Annotated in this window: 11 protein-coding genes; 5 read left to right on the top strand and 6 right to left on the bottom strand. The window is 65.6% G+C overall.

The window, feature by feature from the left end:
• Positions 1 to 418: 418 nt before the first annotated feature.
• The 5 genes from E9229_RS15295 to E9229_RS15275 form a co-directional block, all read right to left on the bottom strand.
• The gene (locus tag E9229_RS15295) at positions 419 to 1,387 is read right to left on the bottom strand and encodes an Fpg/Nei family DNA glycosylase (RefSeq protein ID WP_183512498.1); all 969 of its coding nucleotides are present in this window, start codon (positions 1,385 to 1,387) and stop codon (positions 419 to 421) included.
• A gap of 15 nt (positions 1,388 to 1,402) precedes the next feature.
• The gene (locus E9229_RS15290; protein ID WP_183512497.1) at positions 1,403 to 1,876 is read right to left on the bottom strand and encodes a ribose-5-phosphate isomerase; all 474 of its coding nucleotides are present in this window, start codon (positions 1,874 to 1,876) and stop codon (positions 1,403 to 1,405) included.
• Positions 1,877 to 1,955: 79 nt separating this feature from the next.
• Positions 1,956 to 2,480, bottom strand: coding sequence for a hypothetical protein (locus E9229_RS15285; protein WP_183512496.1), 525 nt, complete (start codon positions 2,478 to 2,480; stop codon positions 1,956 to 1,958).
• Between the two features lie 149 nt (positions 2,481 to 2,629).
• A complete protein-coding gene (locus tag E9229_RS15280) occupies positions 2,630 to 3,037 on the bottom strand; it encodes a hypothetical protein (RefSeq protein WP_183512495.1) in 408 nt (135 codons plus the stop codon).
• Between the two features lie 44 nt (positions 3,038 to 3,081).
• Entirely contained in the window at positions 3,082 to 3,891 is an 810-nt protein-coding gene (locus E9229_RS15275) for an aspartate dehydrogenase domain-containing protein (RefSeq protein WP_246380806.1), read from the bottom strand.
• 160 nt (positions 3,892 to 4,051) lie between these two features.
• Between E9229_RS15275 and pepN the strand changes: the two genes are divergently transcribed.
• The 4 genes from pepN (at position 4,052) to E9229_RS15255 (ending at position 8,575) form a co-directional block, all read left to right on the top strand.
• Complete coding sequence (gene pepN / locus E9229_RS15270; protein ID WP_183512492.1) at positions 4,052 to 6,601, top strand: aminopeptidase N; 2,550 nt, start codon at positions 4,052 to 4,054, stop codon at positions 6,599 to 6,601.
• Positions 6,602 to 6,718: 117 nt separating this feature from the next.
• Positions 6,719 to 7,192, top strand: coding sequence for an OsmC family protein (locus E9229_RS15265; RefSeq protein WP_183512491.1), 474 nt, complete (start codon positions 6,719 to 6,721; stop codon positions 7,190 to 7,192).
• A complete protein-coding gene (locus E9229_RS15260; protein ID WP_183512490.1) occupies positions 7,189 to 7,884 on the top strand; it encodes a DNA alkylation repair protein in 696 nt (231 codons plus the stop codon). The genes E9229_RS15265 and E9229_RS15260 overlap by 4 nt, the downstream gene beginning before the upstream one ends.
• Positions 7,885 to 8,149: 265 nt before the next feature.
• On the top strand, positions 8,150 to 8,575 hold the full coding sequence (locus E9229_RS15255) for a globin (RefSeq protein WP_407671390.1): 426 nt from the start codon (positions 8,150 to 8,152) through the stop codon (positions 8,573 to 8,575).
• A gap of 69 nt (positions 8,576 to 8,644) precedes the next feature.
• On the opposite strand, the gene E9229_RS15250 is transcribed toward E9229_RS15255, so the two are convergent.
• Entirely contained in the window at positions 8,645 to 9,304 is a 660-nt protein-coding gene (locus E9229_RS15250; RefSeq protein WP_183512488.1) for a hypothetical protein, read from the bottom strand.
• A gap of 205 nt (positions 9,305 to 9,509) precedes the next feature.
• On the opposite strand from E9229_RS15250, the gene E9229_RS15245 reads away from it, so the two are divergent.
• Positions 9,510 to 10,355, top strand: a complete 846-nt coding sequence (locus E9229_RS15245; RefSeq protein ID WP_183513086.1) for an acyl-CoA thioesterase — start codon at positions 9,510 to 9,512, stop codon at positions 10,353 to 10,355.
• The last annotated feature ends 908 nt before the right edge of the window (positions 10,356 to 11,263 follow it).

Genomic DNA, 11,263 nt, shown 5'->3' with positions numbered 1-11,263 from the left:
CATCATCCGGGTACAGGACGGCCGGGTTGTAGAGGCCAGCATGGGCCGGACCATCGGGCTTCCCGCTCTGGTCCATGCCCCAGGGACGGCGTGTCCACCGTTTCGTTCATGAACTTGGCGGCCAAACACCTCGGGGTAGTGTGCGTGCACCGGCGCGGCATCGGCCGTGCTGGGCTCCACCGCGCCCATGCTCGTGGCCTGGTGCAGCTCCCAGTCGGGCCGAACGCCCCACCACACCAGCAGCGCGAGCATGACGGCGGCAACGGCAACAGTCAGGGAGACGGCAGTGATCCGCCGGCTCGAAGCTGGAGACTGGGGACCACCGTGGGCGGATGCAGGGCTGAACAACGACCTCCACCGGGTCCATTGCCAGTGCCCGGCCACTGCCATGGGCGCAGGTCACGGTTCCGAGGACCGGCTAGCGGCTGATCCGCTTGCGGGCCTTACGCTGGCAACCGGGGCACCAGTAGAGCTTTCGGCCCGCAACCTCCATCAGCGCTATGCGGGCATCGCAGCACCTGCATTGCTGATGCTGGCGCTGATAGGTGTAATACGCGTTATCCGGCCACAGTGGGCCCACATCGGAGCGGTCCTCGACCCTGGTGGTGATGATCTTGCCCTCACGCACCCCGTCATTCATGATCTCCACGATGTCTTCCCAGAGTGCTGCGGCCCGGAGAGTGGACAGGTCGCGACAGGTCATGAACGGGTCGATGCGGCCGCGGAAGAGCGCCTCGGCGCGGTAGATGTTGCCGACGCCGGCCAACAGCGCCTGGTCCATCAACGCCGTGCCGATCGGTGTCTTCTTCCGGCCCAGCCGGGCCACGAACTCCCGCTTGGCTTCCGCGGCATCGGAGGCGATCCGCTCAAGTGAGCCTCGGCCCTTGGCCAGGTTGAATTCGCCTGCCGCCCCGAGAAGCGGGTCGGGTCCGAGCTTGGCCCGGGCCGTAGCGGCCTGGTCCTCCGTGAGGACCTCGCAGGCGGTGGGACCACGCAGGTCGGCCCAGCCGTGTTCGGATACCAGCCGGGCCCGGACCTGTCCGACCGGTTCCGGCGGGCCGGCATACGCTCCGGACTCCGCCGTGCCGGCCTGCTCCGACTCGCCCACGCGGCGCGGTGCTCCGATCGAGGACGCCCCGGAAAAGTGTCCGTCTCCGCCGAAGCTCCAGGCCCCGTAGAGGCCAAGGTGCACGCGCAGCACCAACTCGTTGCCGAAGCCCAGGAACAGCTGCTTGCCGTGGGCCTGGGCAGAGATGAGTTGCTGCCCATTGATCAGCTTCGCAGCCGGTGCGAAGCGTCCCTGCGGCGAAGAGACGGCAAGGACCTGCCCGCCAAAGACGTCGTCAAATTGGCGGGCAAGTCGATGTACCGAATGGCCTTCAGGCATGATGGTGCGGCCTACCTAGGCCACGACCTCGCCGGTGGTCTCGTAGATGGCGATCTTGGAAATGCGGCGGATGTGGCGCTCGACGTTGCTGAACGGCTCGGCCAGGAAGGCCTCGATGATTTCGGTGGCCTCCTCCAACGGGTGCTGGCGGCCACCGACGGCGACGATGTTGGCGTTGTTGTGCTCGCGGGCCAGGCGGGCGGTGTCCAGGTTCCAGGCCAGTGCGGCACGAGCACCCTGGACCTTGTTGGCGGCGATCTGTTCGCCGTTGCCCGAACCGCCGAGCACGATGCCCAACGAGTCCACGCCCGCACGCTGATCGGCCACGACGGCGAGGGCCGCGTTGATGCAGAACGAGGGGTAGTCGTCCTCGGCGTCGTACGCGCTCGGCCCGTGGTCGATCATTTCAAAGCCCTTGGCCGTCAGGTGGCTGATCAGGTGGGCACTGAGCTCCAGGCCGGCGTGGTCGGTGGCAATGTGAACGCGCATGGGAATTGGTCCTAGCTTCTGGGGACGGGAGTCCGAACCAGCTTATCGCCGGGAGCCCCATGGCACGAAGTTCGTGTAGCTATTTCGCCGATGGGGCGCTGCGCGCTGCCAGCGCGTTCAGCCGTGCCGCCATCAGCTCGGCGTCGGAGGTGCTTGCCACGCTGTAGATCCGTGGCGCGCCCTTGGTGCGGTTCACCACCAGGCCCGGACCCCGCTTGAGGATGAAGGCGGTACCGGCCCCGGAGATCCGCAGCCCCCAACCGCCGTATTCCAGCGGGGAGATCTCTTTGGCCTCGGCCGAAGCGATATCCGCGGTCTTGACCTCCAGCATCTTCAGCACGCCGCCCCCATAGACCCGCACCCCGGCCTCGTCGACGACGATGCGGCCCGAGCCGAACCACCAGCCGGCGAGGACCATGATCGCCGTGGTCGGCAACAGCGACCATAGGGCGAACGGATCCTTGGCTAACAGGGCCACGACCAGCACGAACACGACAATCCCACCGAGCAGCAGCTGGAACCAGAGCCCGGCGCGCGCGATCGAGCAAAGCGATGCATCCGTCGGGCTTGCGGGGGTCCGGGGGCGGCCGTTCATGGTGCTCATGGAAACTCCAGTGCAGTGCGGCCGCATCGGCCACGGGTACTTGGTGAATTTGTTTTCCATTTTAGCGTTCGGCTGGTTCGAAGTCCCGCTCCCGATACTCCACGGCGGGCCGTCTTACCCGATGCCGACGGCCGAATACACGTTCTTCGCTACTCTGAGGCGACGAACTTGTCCTCGAGCTCCTCGAAGAAAGCGGAGGCGAGCCTGATGAAATCCTCGCGGTTCAGCCGGATCGAATCACCCTCGGCCAGGCCCAGCACCGATTTCTCCGGCGTCAGCTGGATCGCGGGATCCGAACCCATCAGCTCGTCGTTTTCCAGCAGCGAGGCGCAGATGACCCGGACCTCGTTCAGCGGGTTCCCGTCCTTCTTCTCGACACCCCGCAGCCGGTGGACGAAGTGCGCGTCGAGCACGACGAGCAGGTTGTTGAAGTACGCCGCCTCGAACTCGGGGTTGGCCTCGAGCCCGACGCCGGAAACGAACATGGCGATCTGGCGGGCGATCCGGGCACGGGACGCATCGACGTATTCCTGCGTGTAGTTCTTCATTCCAAGCATGCGACCCAGCATAGGCGCGTGAACCGCCTCGGGAACACACCCGTCTAAATGAAGTGGAACGAACCTCGCCGCCCGGACAGCCGGTGCACGCCGGCAACGATGGAGCGGGCGGTCAGCGCACTGGTTGCCGGATTTAACGGATCCGGGGCATTGGCTACGTCGAAGGCGTACTTCCCCGCCGAACCCTCGGCCTCGATCCGATGGAGGGTCAGCGCCGCCACGGGATCGGCCAGGATCCTCACCCGGACCATGGCGAAGTCGCCGACGGCGAGCGCCAGGGCCGCCGCCACGTTGATGTTCCGGGGGAAGCGCAGCACCGCCTCGGCCACCGTTCCGGCGAAGATCTCGGTGGGGCCGGCCGCCGCCTCGATGCGGGACCGGGTGGCCGGGTCCATGCCGGGATTGATCAGCGCGGCGGGCGCCTTGGTGGTGCTCAGGGTGACGCGTTCCAGTCCCCCGTCCAAGGCCGCGGCACGCAGCAGGTCAAGGCCGCCAATGGCCCCGGTGCTCAGGTGCGCCCGCCCCGGACCGGCAGTGAGCGCGCGGCGAAGCGGTGGGTTGGCGAGCGCACCGATCGATGCGATGAGCAGGTCGGTTCCGGAGGCGATGATGCGCGGGCCGTGTTCGCGTACGGCTGTGGCGGAGGCGCACTCGATGACCAGGTCCGCGCGTTCGAGCGCTTCCTCGAGCCCCAGGCCGGGCAACCCGTCACGGGCCTCCCCCGGCTCGCCCCCGGCCAGCGGTCCCCGGGCGATGACCCCGGTCATCGAGATCGAGCCTCCATCGGCTAACAGCATCCGCCGCACCTCGCGCCCGATGGCACCGTATCCGAGTAACGCGACCTTTAGTACCATGCCCTCCATCTAATACGAGTGGCCCACACCTACCCAAATACGGGTGTGGGGTGGAACAATATAAGCAATGTTCAAGGCTTGTTTCAGAACTGCGGGGTTGGTTCCCCGCCTCGGAACAGCCGGCAACATCCAACTCGTACCGCCCCTGGAGGAAGCCACCATGCCCGGATTGAACCTGACCCGCGAGGAAGCACGCACCCGCGCCGAACTCATTGCAGTGCAGTCCTACGGGATTGCGCTGGACCTGACCCGCGGGGAGAAGGTCTTCGGTTCGCACACCACTGTGGCCTTCACCGCCGTCCCGGGATCCTCCACCTTCATAGACGCCATCACAGACACCGTCCACTCGATCACGCTCAACGGGTCCGCACTGGATCCGTCGCTGATATCCGACGGTGTCCGCATCGAGCTGGCCGACCTCGCCGCCGAAAACGTCCTGGTCATCGACGCCGACGCGCCCTACATGAACACCGGCGAGGGCCTGCACCGCTTCGTCGACCCGGTGGACAACGAGGTCTACCTCTACTCGCAGTTCGAGGTCCCAGACTCCCGGCGCATGTTCGCAGTGTTCGAACAGCCTGACTTGAAGGCCCAGTTCTCCTTCACCGTCACAGCCCCGGCACACTGGGACGTCATCTCCAACTCCCCCACCCCGGAACCGGTCCCCGCGGCAGAGGGCACGGCCATCTGGGCCTTCACACCCACCGCCCGGATCTCCTCCTACATCACCGCGCTGATCGCCGGACCATACGAGTCCGTGCGCAGCGAACTGACCAGTTCCAACGGCAACGTGGTCCCACTGGGCGTCTTCGCACGCAAGTCGCTGATCGAACACCTGGATGCCGAGAACATTTTCACGCTCACTCGTCAGGGCTTCGAATTCTTCGAGGAGCAGTTCGGCACCCCGTACCCGTTCGAGAAGTACGACCAGCTCTTCGTACCCGAGTTCAACGCCGGTGCCATGGAAAACGCCGGGGCCGTGACGTTCCTGGAAACCTATGTCTTCCGCTCGCGGCCCACCAACGCCGCGGTGGAGCGACGCGCCATCACCATCCTGCACGAGCTGGCCCACATGTGGTTCGGGGACCTGGTGACCATGCGCTGGTGGAACGACCTGTGGCTGAACGAGTCGTTCGCCGAATTCATGTCCACGCTCGCCGCGGCGGAGAACACCGAATTCACGCAGTCCTGGACCACGTTCAACATCATGGAAAAGAACTGGGCCTACCGCCAGGACCAGCTCCCCTCCACCCACCCGATCAAGGCGGAGATCAACGACCTCGAAGACGTGCAGGTCAACTTCGACGGCATCACCTACGCCAAGGGCGCCTCGGTGCTGCGCCAACTGGTCGCCTGGGTCGGCCAGGAGGAGTTCATGGCCGGGGTGCGGGGCTACTTTGCCAAGCACGCGTGGTCCAACACCGAGCTGCCGGATCTGATGCGTGAGCTGGAGGCGTCTTCCGGCCGCGACCTGACCGATTGGACGGCCCTCTGGCTGGAAACCGCAGGGGTGAACAAGCTCACGCCGATCATCGAGATGAACGAAGACGGGACCATCGCCTCCTTCGTCATCGCCCAGTCGGCCCCGTCCGACTACCCCACCATCCGCCCGCACCGCCTGGCGGTGGGCTGCTATGACCTGGACGACGCCGGCAAGCTGGTACGCGTGCACCGCGAGGAACTCGACGTTGCGGGAACCGCCACGGCCGTCGAATCGCTCACCGGGCGCAAGCGCCCCGCGCTGATCCTGATCAACGACGACGACCTGGCCTACGCCAAGATCCGCCTCGATGACGTCTCCCTGGCCACGGCCCAAGCCCACCTGAAGGACTTCGACGCATCGCTGCCGCGCACCCTGGTCTGGGGTGCCGCCTGGGATGCCGTACGCGATGCCGAGACAGCGGGGCGCAACTACGTCGAACTGGTGCTCAACAATATCGCCCACGAGTCCGACTCCTCAGTGGTGATGGTCCTGCTGCGCCAGCTGCACACCACACTGGATTACTACATCGCCGCCGAGGACACACGCGCTGCCTCGCTGGCGGCCGCGGATTCGCTCTGGCAGCTGAGCATCGCTGCGCAGGCGGGATCGGACTCGCAGCTGCAATTCGTCAAGGCCTTCGCCGTGCGCGCCGAGTCGGCCGCGCAGCTGGATGCCATTTCGGCGCTGTTCGACGGATCGGTGCCGCTCGAGGGCCTGGCGGTGGACACCGACCTGCGCTGGGAGCTGCTCACCTCTCTGGTGGCCGGCGGACGCCTCGGGCGCGAAGCGATCGATGCCGAGCTGGCGGGCGACAATACCGGCAACGGGCAGCTCGCCGCCGAGCTGGCCAAGGCCGCGATCCCCACACCGGAGGCCAAGCGTGCGACCTGGGAAGCGGTGATGGTCCAGGGATCACTGTCCAACCTGCAGCAGCGCGCCGCCATCGCCGGATTCTCCCGTGTCCACGATGCCGCGCTGATTGCACCGTACGTGTCCGAGTACTTCGCCTCGGCGCAGAGCATCTGGGATGCCAAGAGCCACGAGATCGCCCAGCAGATCATCGTGGGGCTCTACCCCGCCGAACAAATCAGCCCGGCAACGCTCGAGGCGACGGACGCCTTCCTTGACTCGCTCGGAACGGACAGCCCGGCGCTGCGCCGCCTGGTTGTCGAAAGCCGTGATGCGGTCCTGCGCGCCCTGGCAGCGCAGGAGGCCGACCGCGCCTGATCCGCTGCAGTCAGTGACCCGGTGGCCCCACGGACCGCCGGGTCGCTTGCATTTTGGGAGCCGCCCGGGACGGTGCGCCCCCGGCCCGCGTGGGACCCGGGGAGGCAGAATGGTTCCATGAACCTGGATATCCACTCCTATTCCATCAGCATGCACTGGACCGGAAACCGCGGTGAAGGAACCGCCGGCTATCGCAGCTACGGCCGCGACCATGTGGTTTCGGCTCCAGGGCTCCCGGACCTGCCCGGCACGGCCGATCCCACCTTTCACGGGGACCAGGACCGCTGGAACCCCGAACAGCTGCTGCTGGCCGCCCTCACCCAGTGCCATATGCTCTCCTATCTGCATGTGGCGGTGAAGAACGGCCTAGTGGTTACGGGATACCGAGATGATTCAGAGGGCAGCATGCGCCTGAACCGGGACGGTAGCGGCCAATTCATCTCGGTCACACTGCACCCGCGTGTGGAACTGGCCGACGAGTCCCAGCGAGCGCTGGCCGATTCCCTGCACAGCGACGCGAACGCCGTCTGCTTCATCGCCCGCAGCGTGAACTTCCCGGTGCACCACGCCCCGGTGCGCCCCACGGCATGAGCAGCTCCGGCTTCCGCGTGGCGCTGGATGCGCGGCTCGAACCGGTACGCGATCCCGCGCGTGCCGAATCCATGGCCGCCTACATGAAATCGGCGATGCCCGTCCTCGGCATTCCGATGCCCGTCCTGCGCAAGATCGTCATCGAGGTGGCCGCCGGACAGGAGCTTCTCACGGCCGCCGCACGGCTCGAGGCGGCCACCGATCTCTGGGCAACGTCCATACACCGCGAACACTGGTATGCGGCACAACAACTCACCGGCGTCGCGGCCTGCCGTGGCCGGCTTGAATTCCTGCCGCTCTATGAGCGGATGATCCTCGAGGGCGCCTGGTGGGACGTGGTCGACGGCTGCTCACGCCGCTACGGCGAACTGCTCGACGCCCACCCGGAACAGCTCACCGAGCTCATGGATTATTGGCGCACCGACCCGTTCCTCTGGAAGCGGCGCATGTCGATGATCTGCCAGCTGCACCGTGGAGACAGGACCGACACCGCGTTGTTGGAGCGGGCCATCACCTCCAATCTCGGCGACGCTGAGTTCTTCATCCGCAAGGCTATCGGCTGGTCCTTGCGCCAATACGCCAGGACGGCCCCGGAATGGGTTCGCTCTTTCGTCCTCAGCCACAGCGAACAGCTCAGCCCGCTCTCGATCCGCGAGGCACTCAAGCACCTAGGCCCACTGCCGGACGCCTGAGAAACGTCCGGGCCACGCCCTGCGCGAAAGCGGCCACCGGATGGTGCCCAGGCTCGGCATAATGGAAGGAAATGGCGCCGGTCGGTCCGGCCACCGAGAGGAATCCCCCGTGAACGACAACCAGCCGGAATCCGGAATGCAACCCGAAGGCGTTAACCTCCCCAAGCCGGTGCTTCTTCCCAGCAGCAGCCGATTCGACGAGCCGGTGGGTCAGATCAACCCGCTGGGTGAGTTGCGCCCGGTCGGCGCGAGCTTGTCCGCCAACCTGCCCGAGGGCAAGCTGACCCCCAACGACGGGGCCAACCCCGATGACTACGCCGGCACGTTCTACGCGAAGGTCGGCGGCCGGGAGACGTTCGCCAAGCTGGCCGAGCGCTTCTACGCGGGCGTTGCCGAGGATGTTGAGTTCCGGGCGATGTACCCGGAACAGGACCTGCGCCCGGCGACCATGCGCCTGCAGCTATTCCTCGAACAGTACTGGGGCGGACCGAGCACCTACAGCGAGCGCCGCGGACACCCGAGCCTGCGCATGCGCCACATGCCCTACACGGTGAACCCGCACAACCGCGACGTCTGGCTCAAGCACATGAGGGCAGCCGTCGAATCCCTGGAACTGCCGCCGCTGCAGGAGGAAACCCTCTGGGACTACTTCGACCGTGCGGCACACTCGTTGCAGAACGCGGCCGACTAAAACCAACGGCATGCACCGAGGGCCCTGCCGGAAACATCAATCGTGCCCGCGGTGCTTGCCGAAAAGAGACTAAAAAGTTGAAGCTCGACGGGCGATTACGTGGCCACCACTACAGCTGATGCGAAGCCAGCGCCCCGATTCGAACACCGCGCTCTCGCCGCCCTCCCCGAGGAAGCCCAGTGCCTGGGCCGCGAACGCCATCCCGGTCGGGATCTCCAAGGCGCTTCCTTCCAACGGCGAGGACCAGATGCGCGAGCGCACAGTACGCAGCACCGGCTTCCCCGCGTTCTCCGGCAGCGCCTTGGAGACGGCCTCCATGCCGGCATCCGCTGCCGCCTTGAGCTGCTCGCCGGAGAGGCTGCCAACCGGGGTCCAGCCGCCGCGCGGAACCCGCTGCCCGGCCCAGGATGCGGCAACCTCAGCCGGCGGAACCTCCAGCCGGATGTCGCTGGCCGTGGCCATCCGCGCCAGCCGGTCGGTCAACGCACCCAGGGCGAACAGGCCTCCGACATTGGACGGTTCGGCCAGGGCCATCGCGCGCATGCCGATGATCGTGGGTACCGCTTCGCCGATGTTCTCGGGGTAGAGAACCGGCACGTACACGGCCAAGGTGTTTCCCGCGGCCTCGATCAGGGCAGCACCGTCCTCCACTGCCCGGGCTCGGGTGAGGAAGACGCTCAGGTCTGCAACGGTTTCGGTATCTTCAAGCAAGAGTGATTCGGTGGACATGGCTCCATCGTTTCATGTTCCGGAGCCGGAATCGCGCACCCCCATGATGCGCCACGGCCCGATGCAGGGAACTAAAGTTACCTCGCCCCACGGCGGTCCTGATTGAGCTGGGCGCCCAGGCCGGATAACCTCGTTTCAGAGACACTACCGAGGAGTAACCGTGACCGATCACGCAACAACCAAGATCCTGCTGGATTTGCTGGACATGGACGGGGCTCCCGATATGCGAACCGACGAAGACATCTTCGTCGGCCGGTCCCCCCAGCAGCCGCGTGAACGCGTCTTCGGCGGACAGGTGCTGGGCCAGTCGGTCATGGCTGCCAGCCGCACCATCGAGGGCGAGCGGCCCATCCACTCGATGCACGCGTATTTCCTGCGCGCCGGTGACGCAAAGACTCCGATCACCTTCGGGGTGCAGCGGTTGCGCGACGGCCGCTCCTTCTCCGCGCGCCGCGTCCACGCCTACCAGAACGGCGTGCCGATCCTCTCGATGATTGCCTCGTTCCAGGAACCCGCGGAGGGCATCGAGCACCAGACCCCGATGCCAGAGGGCATTCCCGACCCCGAATCGCTGCCGACCACGGCGGATGAGATCGGCGACATCGACCACCCTGTGGCACGGGACTGGGCCTTCAACCGCCCCTTCGACATCCGCTACGTCGACGCCCCGCTGTACTTCAAGCCTCCCACCGAGCACAAGGCCGTCAATGCGGTGTGGATGAAGACCACCGGGCCCATGCCCGATGATGATGCGCTGCACCGCGCCGCGTTGGCCTACGCGAGCGACTACACGCTACTGGAGCCGGTGTTGCGCCGGCACGGCCTGGCCTGGGCCACCCCCGGCATGAACGTCGCCTCGCTTGACCACGCCATGTGGTGGCACCGCCCCTTCCGGGTTGATGAGTGGCTGCTCTACGTCCAGGAGAGCCCCTCGGCATCGGGTGCCCGCGGGCTGGGTACCGGCAGGATCTACAACCGTGCCGGCACTCTGGTTGCCAGCACCGCCCAAGAGGGGATGATCCGGCTCCCTCAGGGCATGATCGACAACTAGCCGGGACACCCGATGGTGTCCAGCAGAACGGAGAGGCCGGGTCATGATGAGCGACGATGAACTCAATAGGCATCCTCGCCGATGATGGGTACCTCACGCTGGCATCGGCGCGGGAAAATCTTCTCGTGTACCCCGCAGGGCCGGGCTGGTGATTCGAACCGGCAGTGCGAGTTCGAGATTGAGTCCACCTTCGATGCATTTTTGCAAAGGGCATCCTCCGTCATTCCGGCACCCCGCCGATGGACTACGTGGATTCATTCACCTCCTAACTGCCGGTTCACCATTGTTGGTGCGTCCCGCGCCGAGGACAAGGCCATCCGCGCCTATCAGGAGTGCTCCCGGCGAAGGATCGATCCCGTCGTTGAGTCCATTGACCCGAACGTCACGCCGTGCACTGAATCCCTCGACACAGACGTGGAAGTTGCCGATCTGGGGGCCGCGCTACGATGCTTCCGGAACTTGACCATCGCACCTAGGTCCCTGAACCAGCGCGAGGCTCTGGCAGGGGATTCAAGAGCGCCTGCTGACGGCCAATCTGTCTTCGACACACAGAACACCCGAGGCAGTTTTCCCCTTATCACCATGCTGTGATCATGGTGGTAGGCCATCAGACGGCGTGACCCCTCACCATACGGCCCGTGATGATCAACGTGGATTTTGAAGACATAAACTTTGAGGTCACGAGTTTCGCGGCAATTGGTAAGCGAATGCAACTTCCCCAATGGCTCGCCGAACACATCGATCCTGCGGCCGTAGTTACGTCTGTCGGCGCGTGGTGCAGCATCGGACCGCATCGTCAAATGAGACCTGAACGGAAATACTTCCCGGTCCGCATTGATGAGTTTGTTGACATGTCCAACGGGGAGCGTGTTTCAGTTCGGTGGGATCGTGGAGTTACCGTGTCTTGG

It is taken from the genome of Paeniglutamicibacter cryotolerans (assembly GCF_014190875.1).
Classification (GTDB): domain Bacteria; phylum Actinomycetota; class Actinomycetes; order Actinomycetales; family Micrococcaceae; genus Paeniglutamicibacter; species Paeniglutamicibacter cryotolerans.
Note: the sequence above shows the minus strand (reverse complement) of the source record. Positions and strands in the feature narration are given on the sequence as shown.

Bases quoted from the DNA above. Each gene is read 5' to 3' on its own strand.
- E9229_RS15295 (WP_183512498.1), bottom strand. From the start codon at position 1,387: ATGCCTGAAGGCCATTCGGTACATCGACTTGCCCGCCAATTTGACGAC.
- E9229_RS15290 (WP_183512497.1), bottom strand. From the start codon at position 1,876: ATGCGCGTTCACATTGCCACCGACCACGCCGGCCTGGAGCTCAGTGCC.
- E9229_RS15285 (WP_183512496.1), bottom strand. From the start codon at position 2,480: ATGAGCACCATGAACGGCCGCCCCCGGACCCCCGCAAGCCCGACGGAT.
- E9229_RS15280 (WP_183512495.1), bottom strand. From the start codon at position 3,037: ATGCTTGGAATGAAGAACTACACGCAGGAATACGTCGATGCGTCCCGT.
- E9229_RS15275 (WP_246380806.1), bottom strand. From the start codon at position 3,891: ATGGTACTAAAGGTCGCGTTACTCGGATACGGTGCCATCGGGCGCGAG.
- pepN (WP_183512492.1), top strand. From the start codon at position 4,052: ATGCCCGGATTGAACCTGACCCGCGAGGAAGCACGCACCCGCGCCGAA.
- E9229_RS15265 (WP_183512491.1), top strand. From the start codon at position 6,719: ATGAACCTGGATATCCACTCCTATTCCATCAGCATGCACTGGACCGGA.
- E9229_RS15260 (WP_183512490.1), top strand. From the start codon at position 7,189: ATGAGCAGCTCCGGCTTCCGCGTGGCGCTGGATGCGCGGCTCGAACCG.
- E9229_RS15250 (WP_183512488.1), bottom strand. From the start codon at position 9,304: ATGTCCACCGAATCACTCTTGCTTGAAGATACCGAAACCGTTGCAGAC.
- E9229_RS15245 (WP_183513086.1), top strand. From the start codon at position 9,510: ATGGACGGGGCTCCCGATATGCGAACCGACGAAGACATCTTCGTCGGC.